The organism is Bacillus ndiopicus (genome assembly GCF_000612805.1).
Taxonomy (GTDB): Bacteria; Bacillota; Bacilli; order Bacillales_A; family Planococcaceae; genus Metasolibacillus; species Metasolibacillus ndiopicus.
The window spans coordinates 648169-672809 of the sequence record NZ_HG964403.1; the positions used below are offsets into that span (position 1 = coordinate 648169).

Genomic DNA, 24641 nt, shown 5'->3' on the forward strand with positions numbered 1-24641 from the left:
ATCTTTTTATATGTGATGGTGATAAGAAAAAGCGCAAGGAATCAATTGGAAATTCGATTTCTTGCGCTTTTGTCTATTTCATTATTTTAGCCCTTTACCGAGCCCTTTTAAAAAATGTACGCCAAAATTTACAGCGCGGTTAACATCAGGGTCTTTTAATTGCTTCATTAATTGTAAAACACCGATTTTTTCATCTGTTTCTACGGCTTTATTTGCTTCATCTATCCCGCTATTTAAAGCATCGATAAGTTTTGTCGTAGTTGCTGGGTCCATATCAGACAATGCACCAGCAACGCCCATTAAATTATTAATTATATTTGTAACAGGTTTCCGTGTTAATTGACCTAATGTAATGTGGGCAATCTCTTCTTTTGCTTCAATTAATTTTGAAGCTGCTTCTAGTGCACCTATATCATTCAATTCAGTTAAGATTGTAAAGATTTGCGTCACAGCCTCTTCGTTATCTGTTACAAGGCGCTTTAAATCTTCGAGTTTCTGGGCCTGCAATTGCTCTTCAGTTAACTGTTCTTTTTTTATCGTAGAAATTAATTTTGCCAATTTATCACTTCCCTCCATTCGTTGTTAAATGCACATAGCCAGGGCGATCCCATTTGCGCTGTACTTCTACACCATTTTGTGGGTGGCGCTGTTTATAGCGCGGGTTTGTTCTAGGAAGTGGCGATTTCCCCTTAGGCTTCAGCACCTCAATCCGCACCTTGGTCTGTTTATATGCAGGAGTAGATGTATTGATATCTGCTGCTGGCCCTGTTAGGAAATTAATTGCTGAATCTTTGCTAACGGAGTTCATCGGTAAAAACAGCTCATTTCCTTGAACGCGGTCTGTGACAAGTGCATTTAATTTCAATGCACCATATGGCGATACGAGGCGCAGAAGAGCACCATCTTCTATCCCACGCTGTTTAGCTAATTCAGGTGATATTTCAACGAAAATTTCAGGTACTTTTGCTTGAATACCTTTTGATTTATTCGTTAAATTTCCTTCATGGAAATGCTCTAGCATACGTCCATTGTTAATTAAGCAATCATATTGCGCCTCATATTCAACAGGTTTTATCCAGTCATTTAAAGCAAAACGTGCTTTTTTATCAGGGAAGTTAAAGCCGTCTTCATATAATAAAGGTGTATCTCTTCCGTCAGAGCTACCCCAGCAGAAGCTACCCCAGCCCTCTAACACATCATAATTTGCTTGAGCAAATAAAGGTGAAAGGCTAGCCATCTCATCAAATATTTCACTCGGATGATTATAATTCCAATCCGCTCCTAAGCGACGCGCAATTTCTTGTGTTATTTCCCAATCAGCTTTTGAGTCACCTAGCGTTGGCAAAGCTTGGTACAGACGCTGTACACGGCGTTCTGTATTTGTGAAGGTTCCTTCTTTTTCAAGCGATGGAGCAGCAGGTAAAATAACATCGGCATATTGTGCTGTACGTGATAGGAAGCAATCTTGCACAACGAAGAAATCTAATTGTGAGAGCACTTCATCAACATGGTTTGAATTACAATCTACAAGTGCCATATCTTCTCCAACCAAATACATTGCTTTCATTTTGCCTTCCATTATCGCATCCAACATCGCCATATTTGTTCGACCAGGCTGTGCGGGAATTTTGACACCGTAAGCTTCTTCAAATTTTGCACGCTCATCATCGTTTACAACCTTTTGATAGCCTGGTAATAGATGAGGCAATGTTCCCATATCACAAGCACCTTGTACATTGTTATGACCTCGTAATGGGTAGGCACCTGCTCCTGGGCGACGATAATTCCCAGTAGCTAATAGTAGATTAGAAATTGCTGCAGATGTATAAGAGCCACCTGTATTTTGTGTTACACCCATACCCCAAAGAATACATGTGCCATCAGCATCGCGAATCATTTCAGCTACTTGGATTAATGTTTCCTTTGAGATACCTGTTTGTTGTTCCGCGTAGTCTAATGTGTATTTTGCTAGCACATCTTTAAATTCATCATAATAATTAACATTTTCCTTAATAAAGGCTTCATCATGCCAGCCTTGGTCAATCATATATTTAGTAACAGCCATTAACCAAACTTGATCTGTTCCTTGTTTTGGGCGCATGAAAATATCGGAACGTTCCGCCATTTCGTGTTTACGAATATCGGCAACAATTAATTTTTGTCCATGTAATTTATGTGCACGTTTGACACGGGTAGCTAATACAGGATGCCCCTCAGCAGGGTTTGCTCCGATAATAATAACAAGACCAGCTTTTGCAATATCTTTAATTGTACCTGCATCACCACCTAGACCAACTGTGCGAATTAGACCGTCTGTAGCAGGTGATTGGCAGTAGCGTGAACAGTTATCGACATCATTTGTTTGGAACAATTGACGCGCCATTTTTTGAATTAAGTAGTTTTCCTCATTGGTAATTTTTGAAGAAGAAATAAAGCCGATAGAGCCTGAGCCATATTGCTCATGAATGCTGCCTAATTTGCTCGCAATTAAATCAAGAGCTTCATCCCAAGAGGATTCGACAAATTCATCATTTTTACGAATTAAAGGCTTTGTTAGTCGTTCTTCTGAGTTGATGAAATCCCATCCAAATTTGCCTTTAACACAAGTTGAAATAGCGTTGACAGGTCCATCTGAGGGCTGTATTTTTAAAATTTTGCGTTCCTTTGTCCAAACTTCAAATGAGCAGCCTACACCGCAAAATGTGCAAACGGTTTTTGTTTTTTTAGTGCGCTTGCTACGCATCGCAGCTTCAATTTCAGAAACGGCAAAAATACCACTATAGCCTGGTTCAACTTCTTTAATTAAGTTAATCATAGGGTCTAATGTATCTTGCTTCAGCCCAGTCATAAAGCCAGCCTCTCCAAGCATCGTTTTTTCCATTAATGCATTACATGGGCAAACTGTAACGCATTGACCACAGCCAACACAGGAAGAGTCATTAATAGCAACGCCTGTATCCCAAATAACAAGAGGTCTTTCGGCTTCCCAATCAATTGATAAAGTTTCATTCACTTGTAAGCTCTGACATACCTCTACACATTGACCGCAGGCAATACATTGATTTGGATCATAGCGGTAAAAGGGGTGTGACATATCTACTTGATGTGGTTCCACTTTTGGTTTATAAGGATATTTTTGATGTTCAATTTCCATCATTTGTGCAGTGTTGTGCAATTTGCAGTTACCGTTGTTATTATCACAAACTGTGCAGTATAGTAAGTGATTTTCTAATAATCTATCCATAGCTTCTGTTTGTGCAGCTTTTGCTTTAGCAGAGGCCAATTGTACACTCATGCCATGTACCGCTTTTGTCGAGCAAGACCGCACTAATTGCCCATCTACCTCAACAATGCATGTATCGCATGTTTCGATGGGGTCAACAACTGGCAAGTGGCAAATTTGCGGATGAGCAATATTATTTTGATTAATTGTATCAAGAATTGTTGCACCTTCAGTTATAGGATATAATACGCCATTAATGGTAATATTAGTCAATTTAATTCCCCCTTATTCTCTTCATCTTGATGGAATACTATATTAAAAAAATCCACCAAGAAATGACACGCTATTTGCATGTTAGTCATTCGTGGCGGATAAAACTTTTAACAGAATGAGCTAAAAACTCAATCTATTTTTCAATTAATTTGACAATAGCATTCATAAAATTCACTTAATTTCGTTTGTCTAACTTTTATTATAGCGCTTTCATTTTGAATGAACAATCCTTATTATATGACTTGTTGCAATTGTTTTTTCATTGATGATGTTATAATAGTAGCAAACTAGCCAGAAAATATTATTAGTGAATAGAGGTGATGACTGATGGAAAAAGCAGTTATGCGAAAAGTTTTGCGTGTTGATAATCAGCATGTGAAGGAGATAGAGGATACGATTGTGACAGAGCATGCTGTGACAATTAAAATTAATCAGCAGGAATTTGTGACAATGGTTTGCACACCGGAATATGTGGAGGATATGGTAATTGGCTATTTAGCCTCTGAGCGTGTAATCCGAGGCTTTGAAGATATCGAGGATATTTGGTATCAGCAACAGGAGGGCTTTGTGCATATTACAACGAAGCAAGTGAATCCATATTACCAACAAATCCAAAACAAACGCTATATCACTTCATGCTGCGGTATGAGCAGGCAGGGCTTTGTATTTGCTAGCGACGCTTTGACCGCGAAAACAATGAAAGATACTCAAACTCGTATTACGACAGAAGATTGTTTTCGCTTTATGCAGGAGATGCAAAATGCAGCAGTAATATTTAAGCAAACAGGTGGCGTGCATAATGCAGCTTTGTGCGATAGTAACGGCATACTATTAACGCGCATGGATATCGGGCGGCACAATGCGCTTGATAAAATATATGGCTATTGTATGCGACAGCGAATTGATATGCAGGATAAAATTATTGTATTTAGCGGGCGTATTTCCTCTGAAATTTTATTAAAAGTATCTAAAATTGGCTGTGCAATCGTTCTGTCAAAATCAGCGCCTACAGAATTGGCATTGCAATTAGCCGAGCAATTAGGTATTACCACAGTAGGCTTTATTCGTCATAATTCACTGAATATTTATACACATCCAGAACGCATCCAGCTGACACAAGATAGTTCGGAGCTATAAAATCTGGACACTGAGGAAAAGGAGGGTTAAAGATGCTGAATGTACAAGATCAGCTACACAGACCATTGCGAGACTTGCGGATATCTGTAACAGACCGCTGTAATTTTCGTTGTCGATATTGCATGCCAGCAGAAATATTTGGACCAGATTATGCATTTTTACCGTCCGATAAAATTTTAAGCTTTGAAGAAATTGAACGATTAGTGAAAATTTTTGTATCGTTAGGTGTAAAAAAGGTGCGAATTACAGGCGGTGAACCTTTACTACGACGAGATTTGCCCACTTTAATTGAACGCATTCAGCAAATAGCTGGCGTAGAGGATATTGCTTTGACGACCAATGGCACTTTATTAAAAAAATATGCACAGGATTTAGCACGGGCAGGTTTGTCGAGAGTGTCTGTTAGCCTAGATTCGCTGGATGAGCAACGTTTTTCGGAGATGAATGGTCAGCGTGGAAAAGTAGCTACGGTGTTAGAAGGAATTGAAAAAGCAGCAGAGGCAGGATTACCTGTAAAAATTAATATGGTTGTACAAAAAGGTAAAAATGAGCAAGATATCGCAGAGATGGCACGCTTTTTCAAGGAAAAACAACATATTCTCCGCTTTATTGAATATATGGATGTAGGGAATTCCAACGGCTGGCGTTTAGATGATGTTGTGCCGAAAAAGGATATTCTTGCGCAAGTGCAGCAGTTTTCACCGCTCAATGCCACGAAACCGAATTATACAGGAGAGGTAGCGTCACGCTATCAATATGAGGATGGACAAGGAGAAATAGGGGTTATATCGTCTGTTACAGAATCTTTCTGTTCAACATGCTCACGTGCACGTATCTCAGCAGAAGGGACATTATACACTTGTTTATTCGCAACAACAGGTGTTAATTTAAGAGAATTGTTACGCTCTGGAGCTGATGATGCCATTATTACTGAGCAATTAGCAAGCGTATGGCAAAAGCGCACGGATCGCTATTCTGATGAACGAAATGAACAAACGATGCAAAAAAGAAAAAACGCAAAAATCGAAATGTCGCACATTGGTGGGTAACTATTTTTGAATTTTCTAGTTTAAAGATAGGGTTCGCCCATTAAAGAGGGGCGTGTCTAGAATTTCCAGACAGCCCCCTCTGATTACTCACGTATATACGTACCGTTTTTTCCACCTGTTTTTTGAATAAGGCATGTTTCTTTAATAACCATCGATTTATCGACTGCTTTACACATATCATAAAATGTCAGCGCTGCAACAGAAGCGGCTGTCAGTGCTTCCATCTCAACACCTGTCTTACCGCTACATGTGACCATCACTTCAATATGTAGCTCGTATCCAGATGTTGTTTGTTGATAATCAAAATGAAAATCTGTTCCTTGCAGCATAATTGGATGGCACATTGGGATAATATCTGCTGTTTTTTTTGCAGCCATAATGCCAGCAATTTGAGCTACTTGTGTAGGGTCACCTTTTTTGATATGCCCTTGCTGAATCGCTTGATATACTTCATTAGATAAAGTGATAATACTACGGGCGATAGCTGTACGCTGTGTAATATCTTTAGCAGATATATCGACCATCTTTGGACGACCTTGCTCGTTCCAATGGGTAAAATTATTCATAGCTTGACTCCTTTGCCAATCTTGCTGTGTATTGATATTGGTAAATGCCATTGTATCGTTTTCGAATGGGACATAGCAAACACGAAGCTTTCCTAATAAAGCTTGCATACTACGTCGATTTTGTTGGACTAATTCACTTGCTATCGGATATGCACTACGTCTGTACAAGGCTGCAAGAGGTTGCAATTTATCGACTTGTTTCGGCACAATAGCATCATAACGTTCATCTATAAATAAGAGTAATGTTTGGACAAACTGAGCATTGATAAAAGGCATATCACACGCTAATACGAAAAACCACTCAACACTAGGGAAGTTTTCCATAACATTATGCAAGGCAAAGAGTGGCCCTTGATGCGGCTGCTGCTCAATAAGCCATTGCACATTATCTGCTGCAAAACTTGATTGTAAGCTAGAATTTGTTGCTATGATTAAAGGCTGTAGCTGATTTTGTTGTAAAGCTTTTAAGCTATATTGATATAGAGGCTGATCTGCAAAGAGTTCAAACATTTTTGGCTGACCATAGCGAGAGGATTGTCCTCCTGCTAATACGACACCTGCAATTTTCATAAGCGCTGTAACTCGCCAACAAAATGTTGGATTGTAGGTAAAATAAGCTGCGTCATTGCAAGCGTTACAGCATTAGTAGAGCCAGGCAGTACATAGATTGCTGTTTGCTTGCGGCTGCCTGCTGTTGCACGGCTAAACATTGCTTTTGCGCCAATTTCATTATAGCTAAGTGTTCGAAACAGCTCGCCAAAGCCCGTCATCTCCTTATCGAAAAGGGGGGCCACTGTATCATATGTTTGGTCTCTTGCTGTAAAGCCGGTTCCTCCTGTTATAATGATGGCATGGATTGTCGAGTCATCACACCAATTTTGAACGTATCGAGAAATTTCAGCAGGTTCATCTTGAACAATTTGATAGTCTGCTAATGTGAATGAAGCTTCTTCAAGCAATGCTTGAATACGTTGGCCACTACGGTCATCCGCTATTGTACGCGTGTCGCTCACTGTTAAAATTGCAGCTCGTATGGATAGATGGTGATGTGTAGGATGTGTCATACATAAGCCTCCTTTTCTGAATCTTATTATAATAAAAATATAAATAGAAAGGCAAAAATGCCATGCATGATAGATATTCTAGACAACAATTATTTCATCCAATTGGACAATTAGGACAGCAACAACTCAAGCACAAGCATGTACTAATTGTAGGTGCTGGTGCATTGGGCAGTGCAAGTGCAGAAGCCCTTGTACGAGCCGGTATTGGCAAAGTGACGCTGGTTGATCGTGATTATGTGGAATGGAGTAATCTACAAAGGCAGCAACTATATACAGAGCAAGATGCGCTACAAAAAATCCCAAAGGTAATTGCTGCAAAACAGCGATTACAGCAAATTAACACAGAAGTGACGATTGATGTACATATTTTAGATGCTCATACAGAGCTGTTTACAGCATTGCTTGATGATGTAGATCTTATTATAGATGCAACTGACAATTTCGATATTCGCTTTTTTCTCAATGATCTTGCCCAAAAGTATCGAATCCCATGGGTGTATGGCTCTTGTGTTGGCAGCTATGGTGCTACCTATACAATTGTGCCTGGCGTAACACCTTGCTTACACTGCCTGTTGTCCGTCGTACCAAATACAGGGGCAACCTGCGATACAGTAGGAATTATTAGTCCGACTGTACAAATTGTAGCGGCCTATCAAGTAGCTGAAGTGCTAAAAGTGTTAGTAGGAGATATAGCAGCATTGCGAAAAAGCTATTTAACGTTTGATGTTTGGCGTAATCAACATTATGAAATTAATGTAGACAGCATACGGAGTGACAGTTGTCCATCCTGTGGAACGAATCCGAGCTATCCATATTTAGCCTATGAAAATCAAACAAAGCTCGATATATTATGCGGGCGTGATGCTGTTCAAATTCGCCCGCCACAGCCAGTTCACTATGACTTGCAGCAACTTGCGAATCAGTTTCGACCTTATGGGGAAATTCAACAAAACCCTTATTTGCTTTCCTGTCAAACAGAGGATTACCGCTTTGTCCTTTTTCAAGATGGGCGAGTTGTTATTCATGGTGTGCAGGATGTCCAGCAAGCTAAAAGCATTTATTATCGTTTACTAGGATAAAGGGGTGTTCAATATGGTAGAACAAAGAAAGCCAATAGCTGTAGAGGAAGCTGTGCTACGCGTTATGGATTTTGCATATGAAGAAAAAACAGAAATCGTTCCATTACATCAAGCATATGGACGTTTTTTAGCGGAGGATATTGCAGCAGACCAAGATGTCCCTGCTTTTGACCGTTCACCTTATGATGGCTATGCTATTCGTTCAATTGATAGTAAAGAAGCATGTGCTGAACAGCCTACTACGTTTCATGTTGTAGGGGAAATTGGTGCGGGCTATGTATTTGATGGTATCGTAGGTGAGCGACAAGCCGTACGTATTATGACAGGTGCTATGATTCCACAAGGGTGTGATGCCGTTGTCATGTTAGAAATAACACATAGCTTTGAGCAGGATGGGCAAGCATATATGTCGTTAAAGCGCCCTATACAGGCTGGAACAAATATCTCATACAAAGGTGAGGATATTCAAGAGGGAGCTGTTTTAATAACAAAAGGGCAGTATATTAATCCAGGGGTTGTGGCATTACTTGCGACATTTGGCTATGCAGAAGTGTCCGTTTTCAAAAAGCCAATTATCGGTGTGCTTGCGACAGGCAGTGAATTACTAGAGCCCCATGAAGCGCTGCAAGTTGGGAAAATTCGTAATAGCAATGCTTATATGGTGATGGCGCAAATTGAACGCGCTGGTGCAAGCGCAAAATATTTTGGACAATTGAGTGATGATCTTGATTTATGTATTCAAGCTGTAGAACAAGCTTTAAAAGAAGTAGATATACTTATTACAACAGGCGGTGTATCTGTTGGAGATTATGATTACTTACCGGCTATTTATAAAGCAATTGGTGCAGATGTGCTATTTAATAAAGTAGCAATGCGACCTGGTAGTGTTACAACAGTTGCTGTTCGCAATGGTCAGCTATTATACGGTTTGTCAGGAAATCCATCTGCTTGCTATGTTGGCTTTGAGTTATTTACGCGGCCGATTGTGCGAGCTGCCTTTCATAATCCACAGCCACATTTACGTCGAGAGCAAGCCGTGTTAGGAGCAGATTTTACAAAGCCTAATCCATTTACTCGCTTTGTGCGCGGGGCGGTTTCCTTGAATAATGGACAACTAATTGCTGTGCCTTCGGGTTTTGATAAATCAAGCGCTGTGTCCTCGTTAGAAGGAGCCAATGCTTTTATCGTCTTACCAGGTGGTTCGCGTGGTTATGAACAGGGCATGCAAGTAGCAGTTTTATTATTGGAAGATATGCAAGGAAGTGAATGGCCTTGGGACAAAATCGAAAAATCCTACAGATCGTAGGCTATCAAAATAGCGGTAAAACAACGCTTATTGAGCAACTAATTGCATATGCGACAAAAGAGGGGCTGCGTGTAGGGACAATCAAGCATCATGGTCATGGCGGTACCCCACAAATAGATAATATAAAGGATAGCGCACGACATGAGCAGGCGGGTGCTATCATGACAGCTGTTGAAGGGGCAGGTACTTTGCGTTTAAGCATACAGCAGGAGCGCTGGGAGCTAGCAGATATTTTAGCTATTTATGCTTCTTTTCCTCTTGATCTGCTTTTAATTGAAGGCTATAAAAATGAACATTACCCAAAAGTTGTACTGCTACGAACAGCGGAAGATAATGTTTTATTACAGCAAGTATCCAATATTATCTGTGTGCTATATTGGCCTAGTTATCCACTTCAGCAGCCACTGCATTATCCATCTTTTTCAATTGATGAAAAAGCACAATATATTGATTTTTTAGTAGCAGAAATGAGGAGAAATTGATGAATGGACCATTGTTTGAGATTACGGACAAAGTGATTGATGTGGAGCAGGTAAGGCAAAAAGTAGTAAGCCGTAATGCTGGTGCTATCACCGTTTTTATTGGCACAGTGCGAGAAATGACAAATGGCAAAAAAACGTTGCATTTGGAATATCAAGCCTACACACCTATGGCAATTAAAATGTTTGAGCAAATAGCACAAGAGATAAAGGAACGCTGGCCAGATGCGCATATAGCTATTACACATCGTGTTGGTCATTTAGCGATTTCAGATATTGCAGTTGTAATCGCTGTCTCCTCGCCACATCGAAAAATGGCCTATGAAGCAAATGAATATGCCATTGATCGTATAAAACAGATTGTGCCAATATGGAAAAAAGAGCATTGGGAAGATGGAACGGAATGGATAGGGGATCAACTAGAAAATGTCCCTTATCCTACAGGAGCTCCACCATTAAATGAGGAGGAATAAACATTATGCATATTTTATTATTTGCTCATTTACAAGAAACCATTGGGCAATCAAAAATAACGATTGATTTACCACAATGCACAGTTGGTGAAGTGAAGGAATGGGTAGCAAGCAACTATCCAAATATTTCATTACAGCAAGTGATGGCTGCGGTAAACGAGGAATTTGCGACAGACGCAACGATTGTTCAACCAGAAGATACAGTTGCCTTTATTCCACCAATTAGTGGTGGATGACTTGGGCAAGTCGCAAATAAATCAAACAAAAGAGCGGGCAATTCATCATGAATCGCTCGCTCTTATTATATGCACAGCTATTAGCATAAGAAATGAAATCCCAACCATGCAGCCTACCCATGCCCATGCGAGTGGCATATTGTTGGAGCCTAGCGCCATATAAATCGCGATTGGGGCAGTTTGTGTTTTGCCAGGCAAGTTGCCAGCAAACATTAATGTTGCGCCGAATTCGCCTAAAGCTCTTGCAAAGCTTAGTACGCCACCTGCTAAGAGAGCTTTGAAGGCAAGGGGAATAGCTATATAGAAAAAAATTTGCCTTTCATTTGCCCCATCTACACGTGCTGCATTTTCAATGTCTTGGTCAATCGACTCGAAGCCTAGTTTGGCCGATTGATACATTAATGGAAAAGCGACCACAGTCGAAGCAAGAACTGCTGCCCACCAAGTGAACATAATTGGCTGGTTGAAAAGACAAATAATGGCACTACCTAATACACTATTTTTACCGAAAAGGATAATTAATAAAAAGCCAACAACAGTAGGTGGTAAAACTAGCGGTAATAAAAGCAAAGTTTCTACCAATAATTTTCCGCGGAAATGTCGCCTTGCCATCCATCTTCCTAGCAAAGTACCGATAATCAGAACGATACCACAAGAAACAAAGGCAGTCTCCATAGAAAGTATAAGTGGAGACCAAAAATAAGCGCCCATCAACTATTGCCCCTTTTTAAAGCCGTACTTTTCGAAGATATTCATTGCTGTATCGCTTTGTAAAAATTGATAAAAATCTGTGGCAGCAGTAGCTTGTTCACTATCCTTTAAAATGCCTACTGGATAAATAATAGGTGTATGAGTGTCGCTCGCAGCAGTCGCTACAATCTTTACTTTATCTGAGATGAGCGCATCTGTTTTATAAACTAAGCCTGCATCAACATTTTCAGTTTCAGTATACGTCAGTACTTGTCGTACATCTTTTGTATAGGCAATTTTATTTTCTATTGCAGACCACAATCCTATATTTTGTAATGTTTCCATCCCATATTGACCAGCAGGAACATTATCAGGTGTACCAAGCGCAATCTTTTCAGCATTTTTTAAATCCTCGAAAGATTGGATGTTTTTAGTATTGCTTGTAGGAACGACTAAGACAAGCTCGTTCGCCAGTAAATTTACCCCTTGTTGTGGGTCAATTAAACCTTCATTTACTAGCTCATAAAATTTATTTTCTGCTGCTGAAAAAAACAAATCAACAGGTGCACCTTGTAAAATTTGCTGCTGTAATGCACCAGAGCCAGCAAAATTATAGGTAATATTAATAGTGGGGTGCTCCGCAATATAAGTAACTTTTAATTCTTCTAACGCATCTTGTAAGCTAGCGGCAGCCGAAATAGTTAGTTCAGTTGTTGCAGAGCTGCTTGTTTGACTGTTACAGCCTACTAATAGAATAGATAAAAATAGAATGGCTAAGCTATAAAATTTTTTCATATTCGCTTTGCTCCTTGATTTTTAGAGAGGTTAGTCATGAAAGAATTTTTTTGGCTATCAAATAATTGCTCTACTAGCGCAATATTTTTCTCCATTTGTTGCAAGCGTTGTTGTGACATATTCAAGCTATTTTTATAGGCAGCTGCTTGTTTTTCTAAGTTACCCTTAGCACTAGAAAGGGATTTGAGAAGGTGCGAGCTCGTTGTTTCTTGTAAAATATTCGACATTTTCTTATTGTCGTTTAAAACGTCATGTATACTATCAGGGATATGAATTCCTGATAACAGCCCTTTACTAAAAGCAAGGGAGCTGGCGTCAGAAAATAAGTTAAATGTCGTATCTGTTTTTTTATAATGCTTCTTATCCTTTGCATCAAATACACTCAATAAAGTATCAAAGAAATCTTTGTCGTTCGTAGCTTCTTTTGTAGAAAAAAGATTTTGGTTTATATACTTTACATTTGATATAGAATTGGTCATGTTTTTGCCCCCATAGTAAATGATTCGAATTGAAATGTCCCTCTATTGAAACAGCCAGCTCCAAATAACTGCAATACCTCTACCAGCAAAAAATAGCGCGACTATTGCGCCGAGTAAAATAAATAAACAACTAAATGATAAACCATACATTAGCTTTTTGGGAGAGGGGATTTTGCGATTGCCCCACTCATTCGGATCCTCACTTGAAACTGTATGGACATGCCCGCACTTCGGACATGCCTCTATAAATAAACGATTTTCAATTGTTTTGCCGTTAACTCTAGCAACTTGCACTGACAAGTTTGCTGTAGCAAAATCAATTGTAAATGTTTCACCGCATTGCTCGCACTGTAATCTCACCTTTTTTGCTTCCAATTGTCTTCATCCTTTTACCGATTATTAATTATAATTATAACAAAACATCCTATCGCTAAGCGATGAGGATGTTTATAAAGGCATATGAAAATAAAGTTTCTATTCACTTGGTTGCATTAAATGCGACGCTTTACGCGTTGTCCATGTAAATGCGAGTAGTAAGCATGCAAGTAAAATAACGGTTCCAAAAATATAAGGAGCATTCATATTCCAATCAAATAAAGTACCAGCAAGTGCAGGTCCTACCATATTACCTAAGCTCATATAAGCATTATTCATACCAGCAGCATAGCCTTGTCCATCGCCAGCTAACTTCGATACAAGCGTATTAACAGCAGGGCGAATAAATGTTGTTGCGATTGAGAATAGTGTTGCAACAGTTAAAATAATGAAGAAGCCGCTAATATAAATCATTAATAGCATTGTAATTGCTGCAACGAGTAAATTTATAAGAATGACTTTCATTTCACCGAAACGTTTAAATAGTCGGTCGATAACAAACATTTGCAAAATAACCCCAGCAAAGCCACCGACAGTAAGTACAATGGCAATATCTGTAGGCGTATAGTGGAATTTATAGCCTAAATAAATAGCCATCGTTGCTTGGAAATTAGCGATACCAAAGCTGAATGTGAAAATAACAATTAATATAACGAAGTATGGCATTTTTACGGAATTTGCTAATTGTTTAAAGACATTATCCTTTTTCACCTGCTGCTTTATTTGTGCGGCTACATTTGGTAAAACAAAATAAGAGACGACTGCAGTAGCTAAAGCAAAGCTACCTGCAATATAAAAAGGAAAGTGTAAATTCACCTTTGCTAAAAAACCACCAATACCAGGTCCAATTGTGAAACCTAAAGACATCGCAGCCCCAAGCATCCCCATACCTTTGCCGCGTTCTTCTACTGTTGTAATATCAGCAACATAAGCCATTGTTGGAGCCATAATTAAAGCTGCGCCAACCCCAGCTAAGAAACGTGCAACAAACAGCATCCAAACATGTGTAGCTAGACCGAAGAAAATTTGGGCACAGCCATAGATAATAAGCCCCGCAATAATAAATAATTTGCGCCCATGTCGGTCAGATAAATCGCCAGCAATCGGCGAAAATAAAAATTGTGCTAAAGCAAAGCCTGCAATTAAAAAGCCTAGCGCCTGGCCACCAACGCCAAATAGCAGTAGGTAATCAGGCATCACCGGAATAATAATTCCGATACCACCCATTGTAATAAATAAACTAAACATTAGTATGTATAGCGCGGATTTATTCGTTTGTTGTGTCATATTTTTGTCCATCCTTTCGATTCAATTTAGTCTACCATAAGGAGTTGGGGACTGCTATTAATTAAGATTGTGGCAGTACATTAAATAAATTGAAGTTAGTAGTTCGTATATACTACTGATTGTTAACTTCACTAATCATTTTTTATCTTGATTCAGCAATGGTTTACTGCGACGAGTAACCGCAGGAGAAGATGTCTTTTTGTATCGAAAGCGAAGCGTCAGATACAGAAAACTCCCATCTCTACAGGTGGGGAGATGAATGCTCTATTTTGTTTTCTATGGTTCAGTAGGTGTACAAACACGCACTGAATCAAGATAAACGCCCCGGCGGATGTCACAGATTTTTGGAGAGGAGCTTTTCGAGCAAGCTCGAAAAAATCTGGACGCAATTACGCCTTGGCGTAATTGATAGGCTGTCATTCCTCACTAAAACTACATCCATTTAGCTTCAATTTTTTGAAGTGGTGATACTTCACTTTCGACACAAAAAAATTGTTAATACAGGTTAATTTTTTTGTTTTTTTAACCTAATTTTAACCTTGTGTCTATATAGTCTATTTATAAGGAAAAAAACAAATGAAGGAGGGATAGTAATATGCAACAAAAAAACAAGCAAACATTAGCACTTATCGCCATTATTGTATTGCTAGTGCAAACTGTATTTAGTAGCTTACCAGTTATGGCGACAAGTACCACCTCTATACTACAAGTTATGATGACCACAGATGGCAAGCCGTATGTAGAAGGCGACATAGCGACAAGCCCTGTAGCCATTCAAGTCACATCTACTTATGCGGATAGTGCTACGGTAGAATTTTCGCAAGACGGGCAAACATGGCAACCTTTTGATGTAGCAAAACTATTTATGGTAGAAGATATTGGTGAGCATTTTCTATGGTTCCGTCTAATGGGGTCAAGTGAGATACAAAAATACACAATTCGCATTGCTCAGCCAATGCTTCAAACAATGGCTAATGGGTTAAATGAAGTAACGCATTTACCAGAAGCAGATGTTATGACATTTGAAGGGAGTATTGGTGGTTCTTGGGATGGCATGTACAACAATTACCAAAATGGTAAATTATACGTCGGTATGACGCATCAAGCCCCTGATCTTTTGAATACCAAAAGTAGAGGGGCCTTCCGTTTCAAGTTAGATGCGGGGAAGGAGGTCACTGCTGCTACCTTGGAGTTGTATGTTCAAGACGTCGAGGGGGTGAATCCAGGGTATCCCCTGTATGTTGATGTGTATGGCTCCCCAAACAACGATTTCCCCAACGCTGATAGACCGTTAAATTCATTCCCTCTAGTAGAAACAGGGGCATCTTCGGTACGCTACATAGCTCCGACAGATCTCAGCGGTCTTCCAGTAGTACCGCCAGGAGGTAAAATAACAAAAGATGTGACTGAAATGGTCAAAGCATATACAAACAATACAGACCGGGATATTACGCTTGTTGCAATTGGAAATGAATCGAATCCACTTAATGGGCGATTTTCTATTTATTCAGCCGAGCACACGAACGCAATACTTCGCCCTAAGCTGATTGTTACTTATGCAGACAACCAACCACCGACTGGAACGATACTTGTCAAGGAGGGGGCATATACGAATGAAGCTTCTGTTACGCTTGCGATTACCGCCTCTGACCCTGATGCAGGTGATATTGTGACAGCTATGAGATTCACAGAAAATCTAGCAAATTGGCCTTCTGTATGGGAGAATTTCACAACCTCGAAGTGGTTCCCATTATCGCCGGGGGATGGTAATAAGACCATTTACATGCAGCTAAAGGACAATCGGGGTGGAATTTCGGCTATTGAAAGCACGTCCGTCTTTATGGATACATCTGCTCCGACAGGAACATTGCAAATTAACGGAGGTGCATTATGGACAGCTTCCACAAACGTTAATCTGAGTCTGACGGCGTCTGACTCAGGGAGCGGCTTGAAAGAAATGCGATTCTCGAATGATTCCCTGTCATGGGGAGCATGGCAAGCATTCAACTCATTAGCCTCTTGGAATATTGCCAATCAAGAAGGCGAAAATACCGTGTATGTCCAGTTCAAAGATGCTGCAGGCAATATTAGTTCAGGCACAATCAGCGATACAATTTGCCTTGATAAAACGAGTCCTTCTGGAACAATCATGATTAAGGGAGGTGCTTCGATAACAGCAAGCGCCAATGTCAACCTTGCGTTAACAGCTAACGACAGTGGATCTGGTGTTACGCTCATGCGGTTGCGCAATGAGAACCAGCCTGCGGGTATGGGTACATGGGAAAACTATACAACATCCAAAGGCTGGACACTTTCTGGCGGGGAAGGAACTAAAACCGTATATGTAGAGTATCGTGATGCTGCTGGTAATGTAAGCACAGCAGTCAGTGCAAGCATTGTTTTGGATACCACTCCACCTCAAGTAGTCGGAGTAACAAATGGAGGGCTCTATAATGAAAGGGTAGCTTTCATCTTTAATGAGGGGACAGCAACACTAAACGGCGCCCCTATAACCTCTCCTTATATGGTTACAGACGAAGGTGATTATACGCTCATTGTTACAGACGGTGCTGGTAATACAACGACTGTTTCGTTTAAGGTTGATTGGACGCCACCTGAAGGGGAGCTTACGATCAATAACGGGAATCAGTGGACGAACAACGTTAATGTCACTTTAATGCTATCGGGCTTGAGTCCAGATACTCATCAATTGCAAATCTCCAATGACCCGGTGGGCTTCGATGATCATAGCGGCTGGTTGCCTAAAGCTACAACGATAGGCTGGGCCCTAACGCCAGGAGACGGTGAGAAAACAGTATATGTCCGCTTTAAGGATCAAGCTGGCAATATTAGCAACATCGTAAGCGATTCGATAAAGCTTCTGACAGCAATACCTGCTGGAGCAGTGACAATCAATAACGGTGCTACATGGGCGACAAGAACGGCAGTAGAGCTTTCCTTTGATAATCTTAGTGATGGTATTGCTGAATTCCAAGTGTCGAATCTGAATGGAGACTGGAGCAATGCAGTCTGGACGCCGATTGCGCCGGTATATAACTGGAATCTTTCAACAGGAGACGGCGATAAGACAATTTATGTCCGTTTTCGTGATAAGGCAGGCAATATCGGCAACGAGATTAGTGCTGCAATTAAGTTAGATACGGAAGTACCAATGGGTAACTTTACAATTAACGATGGAGACGAGTGGGTAACAGATAAAAATGTAACGCTAAAGTTTACGGGGGTTAGCGCAGATGTGGTAGCAATGCAAGTATCGAATGAAGCTGATACATGGTCGTCTGCATGGGAAAATATCACATCAACGTACAATTGGAATGTTGAATCGGGAGATGGCGTAAAGACAGTTTATGTCCGCTTCAAAGATGAAGCAGGCAATATAAGTAATGTCGTAAGTCAAACGATTAAGCTAGATACAGAAGCACCGATAGGGACGGTTGTAATTAACGATGGCAACGAGTGGACAATGGATACAGATGTAACACTATCGATTACGAATGTCAGCCCAGATGCGGAAGCAATGCAAATATCGAATAAGGCAGATACATGGCCGTCTATATGGGAAAATATCGAACCAACATACAATTGGAATCTTGAAACAGGAGACGGTACGAAGACAGTCTATGTGCGTTTTCGTGATGAGTCGGGCAATATCAGCAATGCGATTATTGCTACAATCAAGCTGGATACGGAAGCACCGATAGGGACGGTTGTAATTAACAATGGCAACGAGTGGACAATGGATACAGATGTAACACTATCGATTACGGATGTCAGCCCAGACGCAGAAGCAATGCAAATATCAAATGAGGCTGGTACATGGTCGTCTATATGGGAAAATATCACATCAACGTACAATTGGAATCTTGAATCGGGGGACGGTGTAAAGACAGTTTATGTCCGCTTCAAAGATGAAGCAGGAAATATAAGTAATGTCATAAGCCAGACGATTAAGCTGGATACAGAAGCACCAACGGGAAGCTTTACAATTAACAATGGAGACGAGCTGACGAAGGATAAAAATGTAACGCTATCATTTGTTGGAGTCAGTGCGGATGCAGAAGCAATGCAAGTATCGAATGAAGCTAATACATGGTCGTCTGCATGGGAAAATATCACATCAACGTACAGGTGGAATCTGACAACAGGGAACGGTATGAAGACAGTCTATGTGCGCTTTCGAGATGAGGCGGGCAATATAAGCACCGCGGTTAGTGCTACAATCAAGTTTGATGCTACGCCATCAACAGGAGGTAATACAACGTCACCTTCAACATCAAACGACAATGATGATTCAGCACCAGCACCTGTTAAAATTACATTGCATACAAATGGTGGCACAGTGCTAGCGCCAATTGAACTTGCTTATAATACAAAAATAAGTGACTTACCTATACCAACAAGAGGAGGCTATCGCTTTGACGGCTGGTATGAGGATGAAGCATTGACAAAGCCTTGGGCAGCAGACACAGTTGTGCGAGAAAATATTTCGCTATATGCGAAATGGACAGCATTGCCCGTGGAAGAATCTGAATCTCCACAAGAGCCACAACCATCAAAGCCAACTGTAACGTTTGGTGATGTAGAGACACATTGGGCGAAAGAAATGATTGAAGAACTAGCGGCACAGGGGATTATCCAAGGCTACGAGGATGGCACTTTCCGTCCAAATGAATCAGTTAGCCGTATGCATGTCGCTGTATTACTAACAAGAGCTTTTTCATTGGAAGCAGTGAGAGAGGCGGATGATTTCTTAGATGTACCAAAGAATCACCGCTATTATGAGGCGATTAAGGTGTTACAGCAAGCGGGCATTATTGACGGCTCCAATGGCGCATTCCTGCCAGCAGAAAATATGACAAGAGCGCAATTGGCGAAGGTGCTTGTTGGTATATTGGGATTAACACCAGATGGCACAAGCTCGTTCACTGATGTAGACAAGAAGCATTGGAGCGCAGGCTATATTGCCGTACTAGAGCGTGAAGGCATTGCGTTAGGTGATAATGGCAATTTCCGACCGAATGAAGCTGTCACAAGAGCGCAATTTGTGGCGTTTTTATATCGCATTATGCAAAGATAGTTAGAAGAAAAGAAGCTTGTTTGGAAAAAATCCCAAACAAGCTTCTTTTTAACGCATATTCATTTTAAACTCTAAAAACAGCTCATTATATTTACCTAACCATTCAAGACCAAGGTTTTCGTATACTTCGAGATGCTCGCGTGTTTCTTCATCAGGATAGTAACGCTCATCCTCAACTACCTCAGGGTCCATTAGCTCCATTGCTGCTGCATTAGGCGTAGAGTAGCCTACGTAATCCGTATTTTGTGCGTTGACTTCTGCATCCAGCATAAAATTAATGAAGGCATGTGCCCCATCAATATTTTTCGCCGTTTTTGGAATAACGAAATTGTCAAACCATAAATTCGAGCCTTCTTCTGGTACAGCATATGTTAAGTCTTCATTTTCAAACATCATATCTGCGGCTTGCCCTGACCATGTAAGAGCAACAGATGCTTCATTATTAATCATTAAGGGTGTAATTTCATCACCGATAATCGCTTTTACATTTGGCGCAAGAGTGATTAATTTATCCGTTGCTGTGCGTAAAATTTTATCATCTTTCGTATTTAAAGATTCGCCAATTGAGTTTAAGCCCATACCCATTACTTCACGTGCACCATCAACTAAAAAGACTTTACCTTTTAATGATGGATCCCATAAATCTTCCCAAGAGTCAAATGTTAATTCATCACCAATTATCGTAGGATTATAGACGATACCAACAGTTCCCCAAAAGTATGGAAGTGAATATTCATTGCCTGGGTCAAATGCTAAATCTAAAAAATATGGATCAATATTTTTCAAATTTGGTATTTTTGAATGATCTAAAGGAATTAATAAATCCTTTTCCTTCATCATTTCGACTGTATATTCAGAAGGAGCAGCTATATCGTAAGCTGAGCCTCCTTGTTGAATTTTCGTTAACATTGCTTCATTTGAATCAAATGTTTCATAAATAACATGGATACCTGTTTCTTTTTCAAATTGCTTAATTAAATCTGGATCGATATACTCTCCCCAGTTAAAAACAGTTAGTGTATCCTTGCCTCCTTTACCCCCAGTTACCTGCAGTTGATTAGCAGCTAGAAATAACAGAGCACAAGCAATGACGATAGCAATTGTAGCTTGAAGTAACTGTCTCATTTGTTAGCGTCCCACCTTTGCTTGTTTTGAGCGACTATTAACAAAATAGTAGCCAACGACTACAAGTACTGTAATAACGAAGATTAAACCGGAAATTGCGTTAATTGTTAATGTAATACCAGTACGAGCCATAGAGTAAATTTCTACAGACAATGTGCTAAAGCCGTTTCCCGTTACGAAAAATGTAACAGCGAAATCATCTAATGAATAAGTCAAGGCCATGAAAAATCCTGCGAAAATACCTGGTGCAATATAAGGTAAAATAACACGCATTAACACATCGCGTTTTGTTGCACCTAAGTCACGCGCAGCATCAATTAAAGATGTATTCATTTCAAGCAGCTTTGGCAATACCATCAGTACAACAATCGGTACGCTGAAGGCGATATGTGATACAAGCACAGATGCAAAGCCCAACTTGACACCGATAAAAGTAAATAAAATTAAGAAACTAGCACCAATAATAACGTCTGGGCTAACGATTAAAACGTTATTTAATGACAACAATACGCTACGCATTTTTGCATTTTTTACGGAAACAATACCAATTGCTCCGAATGTACCGATAATTGTGGCAAGCAAACCAGATAGCAGTGCTACTAAAACAGTATTAATTAAAATGACAATTAAGCGTGAATCGCCGAATACTGCGGCATAATGCTCCCACGTAAATGATTCGAAATCGTTCATATTGCCAGCGCTATTGAACGAATAAAAAATAAGGTAAAGGATGGGTGCATATAAAATAGCGAAAACAAGCACCAAGTAAGTTTTAGCAAGGGGCGATAGTCTTTCCATTATGCACGGCCTCCCTTAGAGTTTTTCCCTGTAAATAGCATAATTAATACCATAATAAAGATTAAAAATACCGCAATTGTAGAGCCCATTCCCCAGTTTTGTGATACGAGGAATTGCTGCTCAATCGCTGTCCCAAGTGTGATTACTCGGTTACCTGCAATAAGTCGTGTAATCATAAAGAGCGATAATGCAGGAATAAATGTTACTTGAATACCCGACTTTACACCATCAATCGTTAATGGGAAAATCACACGACGAAACGTTGTGAAGCTTGAAGCACCAAGGTCACGTGCAGCATAGACAAGCGTCGGATTTAGCTTATCAAGTGAATTGAAAATCGGAATAATCATAAACGGTATGAAAATATAAACCGATACGAATACAAAGCTGAAATTAGTAAATAAAATTTGTTGTGGGTCAAAGCCAAACACTTCAATCATTGCATTGATAGGTCCATATAAACCGAAAATACCGATAAATGCATATGTTTTTAATAACAAGTTAATCCAAGAAGGAATAATGATGAGCATAAGCCATAAATGTTTATGCTTCGTTTTCGTTAATAAATAAGCTACTGGATACGATACAAGCAATGTGAAAAATGTAATTAAAAAGGCGTACCAAAAGCTAGATAGCGTCATTTTCAAATAAACAGTTGAGAAAAATGCAGCATAGTTAGCTAATGTAAAATTTCCTTCTAAGTCCTGCAAAGAATAATAAATAATTAAAGCAATTGGTGCGATAACAAATAGTGCAATCCAAATGGCATAAGGAAATAATGCACTTTTTGAATTTTTAGTTTGCATCATCATCATCTCCATATGATTCAAGTCGCTTGTCGAAATCTTCTTCCGTTTCGTTTAGGCGCATAACATGAATAGCTTCTGGATCAAAATCTAAGCCGATTTTTTGCCCTACTTCCGCTTTTTTCAATGAGTGGACAAGCCATTCATTACCATCTTGGTCGTATGTTGAAATTTCATAATGAACACCACGGAATAATTGTGTATCTACTGTTACAACAAGTTTACCTTTGTCAACAGCTGTAATTTCTAAATCCTCGGGTCGAATAACGATATCGATTTTTTCATTTTTTTGCATCCCTTGGTCAACACATTCAAACTCTTTTCCCGCAAAGCTAACACGGAAATCATCAAGCATAATGCCATCAACAATATTGGATTCGCCAATAAAATCAGCTACGAAGCGGTTAATTGGCTCGTCGTAAATATCTACAGGAGTACCTGATTGCTGAATTTCACCGTTTGATAAAACGAAAATTTCATCGCTCATTGCTAACGCTTCCTCTTGGTCATGTGTAACGAAGACAAATGTTTTCCCAAGACGTTGCTGTAATTCACGTAGCTCATACTGCATTTCTGTACGCAGCTTTAAATCAAGTGCTGATAATGGTTCATCTAATAAAATAATTTCTGGATCATTAACGATGGCACGTGCGATTGCTACACGCTGGCGTTGTCCACCTGACATTTCAGAAATTTCACGGTTGCCATAGCCTGCTAAGTTAACGAATTTCAATGCCTCTTGTACACGTTCCTCAATTTCTGCCTCTTTTACTTTTTTAATACGTAGACCAAATGCCACATTTTCAAAAACATTTAAATGAGGGAACAGCGCATAATCTTGGAACACTGTATTTACTTGACGCTCATTAGCAGGTACATTATTGATTTTTTTATCATGGAAGAAAACAGAGCCGCCAGTTGGCTCAGTAAAGCCTGCAATAATTCGTAAAATCGTTGTTTTACCACAGCCAGATGGACCAAGTAACGTATAAAACTTACCTTTCTCTAGCTCAAAGTTAATGTTTTTCAGAACGACTGTCCCGTCGTCATAAGATTTCGTCACATTTTCAAAACGAATAATTGTATTGTTGTCCATAACAAGCCTCCTAAACTATAAATAAGATTCAGTTGCAACGAGCAACAATTCTGTTGTCCCGTCATGAGCATTAAAAATTTGATGATTGGACACAGCATCATAGTAAACAGAATGTCCCTCTGTTGCAATATAAGCCTCGTCGCCAATCACAACACGAATGCGCCCTTTTAATACGTAAATAAAAGTTTCCGCAAGAGAAGGTTCAAATGCTTTAAAAGCTCCACCTTTTTGGATTTTTAAAAAGACAGGCTCCATCTCTTTATCGTTTGATGTTGGTATCAGCCATTCAATTTCAAATTGTTTTTCGCTATCTGTAAAGCTAGTGCGGTCTTCCTTCGTAAATACAACGTGCTTATTTTGCCATTTTTCATCATCAAAAAATTGCTTCGGTGTTGTACCGAGCACCTCTAAAATTGAAAATAATGTTTCGATGGAAGGGGAGTTTAAATCGCGCTCAAGCTGCGAAATATAGCCTTTAGTTAAGTCTGTTCGTTCGCCAAGCTCTTCTTGGGTAAGCCCTTTTTTAAGGCGAAGCTCTTTTATTTTCATGCCAATTTGCATTTCTTTGCCTCCTTATAAGTTTAGTAATTTTAAACTGTTAGTTATGAAAGTTTACTTTTACAAAACTTTAAGTTTACAAAAACATAGATAATTATACAGCTTTCTACCTAAAATACAAGTGCTTTCAAAAGTTTTTACAAAGAATTTAGGGCAAATTTTTATGGTGCTTACATATTGTAAAGAAGGAGGAGATAATAATGAAATTGAAAGATACGATGCCGGAATTTCATGGGGCAACAGGCTGGTTAAATCGTAAAATAAGAAAAAGTGATTTGAAAAATATTACGATTGTTCATTTTTGGTCAGTTAGCTGCTCTTTATGTAAAGAGCTATTGCCAAAGCTTTATGCAATTTCAAAAAATTATGAAGTTGATTTAATCGCAGTTCATATGCCAAGGCAGCCAGAGGATGAAGTACTTGCAACAGTAAAGGATGCTGTGCAGCAATACGGAATGAAGGAAGCAGTTTTTTTAGACCACAAGAAAAATCTAACAAATATTTATAATCCTCGTTTTGTGCCAACTTATTATGTATTTGATCAGGAGCAGCAGTTACGCCATATTCAAATTGCAGGGAGCATGCGATTAATTGAAAATAAAATACAATATTTATCCCGCAATAACATTCAGTAATTAATTGAAAGAAT

23 protein-coding genes and 1 pseudogene are annotated in these 24641 nt (G+C 39.6%); 9 read left to right on the forward strand and 15 right to left on the reverse strand.

Features of this window, described 5'->3' with window-relative positions:
* Window positions 1–81: 81 nt before the first annotated feature.
* Window positions 82–558, reverse strand: a complete 477-nt coding sequence (locus tag TY13_RS02825; protein WP_042471389.1) for a DUF1641 domain-containing protein — start codon at window positions 556–558, stop codon at window positions 82–84.
* Between the two features lie 4 nt (window positions 559–562).
* Window positions 563–3496, reverse strand: coding sequence for a formate dehydrogenase subunit alpha (gene fdhF, locus TY13_RS02830; RefSeq protein WP_042471392.1), 2934 nt, complete (start codon window positions 3494–3496; stop codon window positions 563–565).
* Between the two features lie 327 nt (window positions 3497–3823).
* Between fdhF and fdhD the strand changes: the two genes are divergently transcribed.
* Both fdhD and moaA read left to right on the forward strand, forming a co-directional pair.
* Complete coding sequence (fdhD, locus tag TY13_RS02835) at window positions 3824–4633, forward strand: formate dehydrogenase accessory sulfurtransferase FdhD (RefSeq protein ID WP_042471394.1); 810 nt, start codon at window positions 3824–3826, stop codon at window positions 4631–4633.
* Window positions 4634–4665: 32 nt separating this feature from the next.
* Window positions 4666–5682: a GTP 3',8-cyclase MoaA gene (moaA, locus tag TY13_RS02840; protein WP_042471396.1), complete on the forward strand. Its 1017-nt coding sequence runs from the start codon at window positions 4666–4668 to the stop codon at window positions 5680–5682.
* 83 nt (window positions 5683–5765) lie between these two features.
* Here the strand turns inward: moaA and moaC are convergent, their stop codons facing one another.
* From moaC to TY13_RS02855, 3 genes and pseudogenes are all read right to left on the reverse strand, one after another.
* On the reverse strand, window positions 5766–6248 hold the full coding sequence (gene moaC / locus TY13_RS20820) for a cyclic pyranopterin monophosphate synthase MoaC (protein ID WP_042472376.1): 483 nt from the start codon (window positions 6246–6248) through the stop codon (window positions 5766–5768).
* A gap of 105 nt (window positions 6249–6353) precedes the next feature.
* A pseudogene (locus TY13_RS20950) lies at window positions 6354–6818 on the reverse strand (molybdenum cofactor guanylyltransferase); the annotation flags it as partial.
* Entirely contained in the window at window positions 6815–7312 is a 498-nt protein-coding gene (locus tag TY13_RS02855; protein WP_042471399.1) for a MogA/MoaB family molybdenum cofactor biosynthesis protein, read from the reverse strand. The pseudogene TY13_RS20950 and the gene TY13_RS02855, both read right to left, overlap by 4 nt.
* A 62-nt stretch (window positions 7313–7374) precedes the next feature.
* Here TY13_RS02855 and TY13_RS02860 point away from each other — a divergent pair, with 62 nt between their 5' ends.
* Genes TY13_RS02860 through moaD form a run of 5 tightly spaced genes read left to right on the forward strand, consistent with a single transcriptional unit; the run spans window position 7375 to window position 10885 of the window.
* Window positions 7375–8391 carry a thiazole biosynthesis adenylyltransferase ThiF gene (locus TY13_RS02860; protein WP_042471402.1) on the forward strand — a complete coding sequence of 339 codons (1017 nt, stop codon included), beginning with the start codon at window positions 7375–7377 and terminating at the stop codon, window positions 8389–8391.
* A 13-nt stretch (window positions 8392–8404) separates the two neighbouring features.
* The gene (locus tag TY13_RS02865) at window positions 8405–9697 is read left to right on the forward strand and encodes a molybdopterin molybdotransferase MoeA (protein WP_042471406.1); all 1293 of its coding nucleotides are present in this window, start codon (window positions 8405–8407) and stop codon (window positions 9695–9697) included.
* Complete coding sequence (gene mobB, locus TY13_RS02870) at window positions 9658–10179, forward strand: molybdopterin-guanine dinucleotide biosynthesis protein B (RefSeq protein ID WP_042471409.1); 522 nt, start codon at window positions 9658–9660, stop codon at window positions 10177–10179. Before TY13_RS02865 ends, mobB begins: the two co-directional genes overlap by 40 nt.
* Window positions 10179–10649 (forward strand): molybdenum cofactor biosynthesis protein MoaE, encoded by a 471-nt coding sequence (locus TY13_RS02875; RefSeq protein ID WP_042471412.1) that lies wholly within the window; start codon window positions 10179–10181, stop codon window positions 10647–10649. The genes mobB and TY13_RS02875 overlap by 1 nt, the downstream gene beginning before the upstream one ends.
* 2 nt (window positions 10650–10651) lie before the next feature.
* Window positions 10652–10885, forward strand: a complete 234-nt coding sequence (gene moaD / locus TY13_RS02880) for a molybdopterin converting factor subunit 1 (RefSeq protein WP_042471415.1) — start codon at window positions 10652–10654, stop codon at window positions 10883–10885.
* Between the two features lie 45 nt (window positions 10886–10930).
* Here moaD and modB read toward each other — a convergent pair whose 3' ends face one another.
* From modB to TY13_RS02905, 5 genes are all read right to left on the reverse strand, one after another.
* Window positions 10931–11596, reverse strand: a complete 666-nt coding sequence (gene modB / locus TY13_RS02885; protein WP_042471418.1) for a molybdate ABC transporter permease subunit — start codon at window positions 11594–11596, stop codon at window positions 10931–10933.
* 3 nt (window positions 11597–11599) lie between these two features.
* Window positions 11600–12370: a molybdate ABC transporter substrate-binding protein gene (gene modA / locus TY13_RS02890; protein ID WP_042471421.1), complete on the reverse strand. Its 771-nt coding sequence runs from the start codon at window positions 12368–12370 to the stop codon at window positions 11600–11602.
* Window positions 12367–12849 (reverse strand): hypothetical protein, encoded by a 483-nt coding sequence (locus tag TY13_RS02895; RefSeq protein WP_042471424.1) that lies wholly within the window; start codon window positions 12847–12849, stop codon window positions 12367–12369. The genes modA and TY13_RS02895 overlap by 4 nt, the downstream gene beginning before the upstream one ends.
* 42 nt (window positions 12850–12891) lie before the next feature.
* Complete coding sequence (locus TY13_RS02900; protein WP_042471426.1) at window positions 12892–13224, reverse strand: CpXC domain-containing protein; 333 nt, start codon at window positions 13222–13224, stop codon at window positions 12892–12894.
* 99 nt (window positions 13225–13323) lie between these two features.
* The gene (locus TY13_RS02905) at window positions 13324–14511 is read right to left on the reverse strand and encodes an MFS transporter (protein ID WP_042471428.1); all 1188 of its coding nucleotides are present in this window, start codon (window positions 14509–14511) and stop codon (window positions 13324–13326) included.
* A 595-nt stretch (window positions 14512–15106) separates the two neighbouring features.
* Here TY13_RS02905 and TY13_RS20955 point away from each other — a divergent pair.
* A complete protein-coding gene (locus TY13_RS20955; RefSeq protein ID WP_230199366.1) occupies window positions 15107–19609 on the forward strand; it encodes an S-layer homology domain-containing protein in 4503 nt (1500 codons plus the stop codon).
* Between the two features lie 48 nt (window positions 19610–19657).
* On the opposite strand, the gene TY13_RS02915 is transcribed toward TY13_RS20955, so the two are convergent.
* Genes TY13_RS02915 through TY13_RS02935 form a run of 5 tightly spaced genes read right to left on the reverse strand, consistent with a single transcriptional unit; the run spans window position 19658 to window position 23995 of the window.
* A complete protein-coding gene (locus tag TY13_RS02915) occupies window positions 19658–20734 on the reverse strand; it encodes an ABC transporter substrate-binding protein (RefSeq protein ID WP_042471431.1) in 1077 nt (358 codons plus the stop codon).
* Window positions 20735–20737: 3 nt separating this feature from the next.
* On the reverse strand, window positions 20738–21532 hold the full coding sequence (locus tag TY13_RS02920) for an ABC transporter permease (protein WP_042471433.1): 795 nt from the start codon (window positions 21530–21532) through the stop codon (window positions 20738–20740).
* A complete protein-coding gene (locus TY13_RS02925; protein ID WP_042471436.1) occupies window positions 21532–22338 on the reverse strand; it encodes an ABC transporter permease in 807 nt (268 codons plus the stop codon). Before TY13_RS02925 ends, TY13_RS02920 begins: the two co-directional genes overlap by 1 nt.
* On the reverse strand, window positions 22328–23434 hold the full coding sequence (locus TY13_RS02930) for an ABC transporter ATP-binding protein (RefSeq protein ID WP_042471440.1): 1107 nt from the start codon (window positions 23432–23434) through the stop codon (window positions 22328–22330). Before TY13_RS02930 ends, TY13_RS02925 begins: the two co-directional genes overlap by 11 nt.
* 15 nt (window positions 23435–23449) lie before the next feature.
* Window positions 23450–23995, reverse strand: coding sequence for a helix-turn-helix domain-containing protein (locus tag TY13_RS02935; RefSeq protein ID WP_042471443.1), 546 nt, complete (start codon window positions 23993–23995; stop codon window positions 23450–23452).
* A gap of 197 nt (window positions 23996–24192) precedes the next feature.
* Here TY13_RS02935 and TY13_RS02940 point away from each other — a divergent pair, with 197 nt between their 5' ends.
* Window positions 24193–24627 carry a redoxin domain-containing protein gene (locus TY13_RS02940; RefSeq protein ID WP_042471446.1) on the forward strand — a complete coding sequence of 145 codons (435 nt, stop codon included), beginning with the start codon at window positions 24193–24195 and terminating at the stop codon, window positions 24625–24627.
* Window positions 24628–24641: the final 14 nt, after the last annotated feature.

Excerpts from the sequence above, each read along its gene's own strand:
- mobB (WP_042471409.1), top strand. The coding sequence starts at position 9,658 with ATGGCCTTGGGACAAAATCGAAAAATCCTACAGATCGTAGGCTATCAA.
- TY13_RS02925 (WP_042471436.1), bottom strand. The coding sequence starts at position 22,338 with ATGCAAACTAAAAATTCAAAAAGTGCATTATTTCCTTATGCCATTTGG.
- TY13_RS02895 (WP_042471424.1), bottom strand. The coding sequence starts at position 12,849 with ATGACCAATTCTATATCAAATGTAAAGTATATAAACCAAAATCTTTTT.
- modB (WP_042471418.1), bottom strand. The coding sequence starts at position 11,596 with ATGGGCGCTTATTTTTGGTCTCCACTTATACTTTCTATGGAGACTGCC.
- TY13_RS02860 (WP_042471402.1), top strand. The coding sequence starts at position 7,375 with ATGCATGATAGATATTCTAGACAACAATTATTTCATCCAATTGGACAA.
- fdhD (WP_042471394.1), top strand. The coding sequence starts at position 3,824 with ATGGAAAAAGCAGTTATGCGAAAAGTTTTGCGTGTTGATAATCAGCAT.
- modA (WP_042471421.1), bottom strand. The coding sequence starts at position 12,370 with ATGAAAAAATTTTATAGCTTAGCCATTCTATTTTTATCTATTCTATTA.
- TY13_RS02940 (WP_042471446.1), top strand. The coding sequence starts at position 24,193 with ATGAAATTGAAAGATACGATGCCGGAATTTCATGGGGCAACAGGCTGG.
- TY13_RS02930 (WP_042471440.1), bottom strand. The coding sequence starts at position 23,434 with ATGGACAACAATACAATTATTCGTTTTGAAAATGTGACGAAATCTTAT.
- TY13_RS02855 (WP_042471399.1), bottom strand. The coding sequence starts at position 7,312 with ATGACACATCCTACACATCACCATCTATCCATACGAGCTGCAATTTTA.
- TY13_RS02935 (WP_042471443.1), bottom strand. The coding sequence starts at position 23,995 with ATGCAAATTGGCATGAAAATAAAAGAGCTTCGCCTTAAAAAAGGGCTT.
- TY13_RS02875 (WP_042471412.1), top strand. The coding sequence starts at position 10,179 with ATGAATGGACCATTGTTTGAGATTACGGACAAAGTGATTGATGTGGAG.
- TY13_RS02865 (WP_042471406.1), top strand. The coding sequence starts at position 8,405 with ATGGTAGAACAAAGAAAGCCAATAGCTGTAGAGGAAGCTGTGCTACGC.
- TY13_RS02905 (WP_042471428.1), bottom strand. The coding sequence starts at position 14,511 with ATGACACAACAAACGAATAAATCCGCGCTATACATACTAATGTTTAGT.
- TY13_RS20955 (WP_230199366.1), top strand. The coding sequence starts at position 15,107 with ATGCAACAAAAAAACAAGCAAACATTAGCACTTATCGCCATTATTGTA.
- moaA (WP_042471396.1), top strand. The coding sequence starts at position 4,666 with ATGCTGAATGTACAAGATCAGCTACACAGACCATTGCGAGACTTGCGG.
- TY13_RS02915 (WP_042471431.1), bottom strand. The coding sequence starts at position 20,734 with ATGAGACAGTTACTTCAAGCTACAATTGCTATCGTCATTGCTTGTGCT.
- moaC (WP_042472376.1), bottom strand. The coding sequence starts at position 6,248 with ATGAATAATTTTACCCATTGGAACGAGCAAGGTCGTCCAAAGATGGTC.
- TY13_RS02920 (WP_042471433.1), bottom strand. The coding sequence starts at position 21,532 with ATGGAAAGACTATCGCCCCTTGCTAAAACTTACTTGGTGCTTGTTTTC.